Source organism: Variovorax soli (assembly GCF_031454625.1).
GTDB classification, from domain to species: Bacteria; Pseudomonadota; Gammaproteobacteria; order Burkholderiales; family Burkholderiaceae_C; genus Variovorax; species Variovorax soli_A.
The window spans coordinates 1-3,650 of sequence record NZ_JAVDRF010000029.1 but is presented as its reverse complement, the minus strand read 5'-3'; the positions used below and the strand labels follow the sequence as shown (position 1 = coordinate 3,650).

Genomic DNA, 3,650 nt, shown 5'->3' with positions numbered 1-3,650 from the left:
TGCACCGCGTTGGTGGTGAGTCCGTCGATCGCCTGGTTGGTCGCAAACAGCTGGCTGCCGTTGACGGCATCGGTGCTGCTGGCGCTCACTCGGCCTGCGGCCACGTTGGTGATCTGGCGCTCCGCGCCGGCCGCGCCCACACTCACCGTGTTCGTGGGCGTGGTGCCCGCGTAGGTGTATGCCTTGCCGCCGATGGTGTCGCCGGTGGTCGCATTGGCCGCAGCCGCTGCCGAGCCGCTGCCCAGCACCACCGCGCCCGTCAGCCCTGCACCCACATTCACGTTGTTGCCCAGCACGAAGACGTCGGTCGAGCCCGCATCGATGCTGTTGTTGTTACCCACCGAGTAGGAGTTGGCGCCGTCGATGATGCTCGGGTCGCCGAAGGCGCCGGAGTTGTTGCCGCTGACCACATTGCCGGTGCCGATGCTGATGGCGTTCTTGCCGGTGGCCTGGGCACCATTGCCCATCGCAATGGCGTTGACATTGCTGGCAAAGGCCAGCGGCCCCACCGCCACGCTGTCGGCACCCAAGGCCAAGCTGTCGGGCTGGGTCGAGTTGGCGTTGAAATACTTGGTCGCACTGTTGAGCTGGCTGATGTTCACCGCGTCGGTGTCGGCCGTGCCCGGTGCGACGTTCGTGATCCGGCGTTCCGCGCCGACGCTGCCTACGGACACCACGTTGTCCTGGCCCCCGTCAAAGGAGTTGTTGCCCAGGGCGACCGAGTTTTGGCCAATGCTTTCCGCGCCCGAACCAATGGCCGTGCTGTCGGTGCCGGTTGAGTTGGGTGCGACGTAGGTCGTGGGATTGCCCGTGACCCACTTGTTGGTCGCCGTGGTCAGCTGGCTGAAGTTCACCGCATCGTTGGCGAGCGCGCCATCGGCCACGTTGTGGATGGTGGTGGCAGTGCCGCCCGGATTGAGCGTGACCGTGCTCTTGCTCGCGTCGTCGTACTGCACCGCGTTGGTGGTGAGTCCGTCGATCGCCTGGTTGGTCGCAAACAGCTGGCTGCCGTTGACGGCATCGGTGCTGGCTGCCGTGACGCGGCCGGCGGCCACGTTGGTGATCGTGCGCTCGGCGCCCGCGCTGCCCACCGAGACGGTGCCCACCGGCGCCGTGCCCGCGAAGTTGTAGGCAGTCCCGGCAATCGTGGCGCCGGCCGTGCCCACCGCCGCAGCGGTGCTGGCGTTGGCCCCCAGCGCCACGTCATTGGCGTTGTTGGCCACCGCGTTCTGGCCGATGGCCACCGCGTCAGTGCCGATCGCCTGGCTGTCCGCACCGATGGAGTTGGCGTGGAAGTACTTGGTGCCCTTGTCGTTGATGTTGGTGACCGTGTCGCCCAGGTTGGTCACGTTGGTATTGGTCGCGAACAGCTGGCTGCCGTTGACCGCATCGGTGCTGGTGGCGCTCAGGTCACCGGCGGCCAGGTTGGTGATCTTGGTGCTGGTGGTGCCGCCCGGGTTGAGCGTGACGGTGGTCTTGCTCGCATCGTCGTACTGCACCGCGTTGCCAGCCACGCCGCTGACGGCCCGGAGCTGGCTGACGTTGACCGCATCGGTGTCGCCCGAGCCAGCCGCCACGTTGGTGATGCGGCGCTCCCCACCTGCAGCGCCCACGCTCACCTCGCCCACCGGCGCGGTGCCGGCAATGACAGCCGCTACGTTGGGGTTGTAGGCAGGATTCAGCAGACCCGTGCCGTTGGCCACCGAGTTGGCGCCCAAGGCTACGCTGTTGTTGGCGCTGACGCTGGTGTTGTTCCCCAGCGCCATCGCGTCGATGACGTTCGCGGCGATGACCGCGTTGCTGCCCATCACGAGGGCACCGGTGGCGCCCGTGTTCACCGCGGAGTTGTTGCCCACCACGAACGAGCCGTCCGCGCCGGCGTCGATCAGGTTGTTGTTGCCCAGGGCATAGGCCTGGTTGGCATTGATGGTGTTGGGGTCGCCGATGGCGCCGGAGTTGTTGCCATTGACGATGTTGCCCGTACCGATGCTGATGGCGCCGGTACCCAGCGCCTGGGCACCAGCGCCCAGGGCAATGGCGTTGTCGCCGTTGGCGACGTTGCCCGCGCCGATGCTGATGGCGTTTTCGCCGCTGGCCTGGGCAGCATTGCCTACGGCAATGGTATTGACGGTGTCTGCCGCGGCACCCAGACCAATCGCTACGGCGCTTCTGCCGCTTGCTCGAGTGCTGGCGCCCATGGCGACAGCCTCTTTTCCATCAGCCTCGGACAGGTAGCCAATGGCGGAGGAGATGTCACCGTTCGCTATCGCCCCTGAACCAAGCGCCACGGCATTGAGACCGGATGTACTCGCGAAGTCGCCGATGGCCACCCCGTAGGCCTTGCTGCTCGACGACCCATTACCCAGAGCGATGCTACTTACGTCTTGCGCAGTAGCCCCATTGCCCATGGCGACGGCGTTCAGACCACCGGCCACGGCCCCCACACCCACAGCCACCGCGTCAGTGCCGATCGCCTGGCTGTCCGCACCGATGGAGTTGGCGTGGAAGTACTTGGTGCCCTTGTCGTTGATGTTGGTGACCGTGTCGCCCAGGTTGGTCACGTTGGTGTTGGTCGCAAACAGCTGGCTGCCGTTGACCGCATCGGTGCTGGTGGCGCTCAGGTCACCGGCCGCCAGGTTGGTGATCTTGGTGCTGGTGGTGCCGCCCGGATTGAGCGTGACCGTGCTCTTGCTCGCGTCGTCGTACTGCACCGCGTTGGTGGTGAGTCCGTCGATCGCCTGATTGGTCGCAAACAGTTGGCTGCCGTTGACGGCGTCGGTGCTGCTGGCGCTCAATTGGCCCGCGGCCACGTTGGTGATGGTGCGCTCGGCGCCCGCGCTGCCCACCGAGACGGTGCCCACCGGCGCCGCGCCCGCGAAGTTGTAGGCAGTTCCGGCAATCGTGGCGCCGGCCGTGCCCACCGCCGCAGCGGTGCTCGCGTTGGCCCCCAACGCCACGTCATTGGCGTTGTTGGCCACCGCGTTCTGGCCGATGGCCACCGCGTCGGTGCCGATCGCCTGACTGTCCGCACCGACGGAATTGGCGTGGAAGTACTTGGTGCCCTTGTCGTTGATGTTGGTGACCGTGTCGCCCAGGTTGGTCACGTTGGTGTTGGTGGCGAACAGCTGGCTGCCATTGACCGCGTCCGTGCTGTTGGCGCTCAGGTCACCGGCCGTCAGGTTGGTGATCTTGGTGCTGGTGGTGCCGCCGGGGTTGAGCGTGATGGTGGTCTTGCCCGCGTCGTCGTACTGCACCGCGTTGCCGCTCAGCGCATTCAGCTGGCTCACGTTCACCGCATCGGTGGCGTTCACGCCGGCGGCCACGTTGCCGATGACCTTGCCGCCCGCGTCGATGCCGCCAGTCGTCACGCTCGGCCCACCCGCGATGGTCAGGCCGGTGTTGTTGATCACCGTGCCGCCGGTGGTCACGCTGGTGAAGCTCGGGGTGTCGACGGTGGCCACCGAGATCTGGTTGCCGCTTTGAGTGACCGTGATGTTCTTGCCATTGGCAAAGTCCACCGTGTCGCCCGCCTTGATAGTGGCCCCTGCCACTCCATTGGCGCTCAGGTTCCAGCCCTTGCCTGCCGTCGTCGCGACATCTTCGATGGCCTGGTTGGTCGCAAACAGCTGGCTGCCATTGACCGCGTCCGT

General features: G+C 66.3%; 1 protein-coding gene. It reads right to left on the bottom strand.

Going from position 1 to position 3,650, the window contains the following annotated elements; translation table 11 throughout:
- Nucleotides 1-3,650 (bottom strand): beta strand repeat-containing protein (locus tag J2739_RS27790; protein WP_405053982.1); only part of this gene is annotated, 3,650 nt, incomplete at both ends.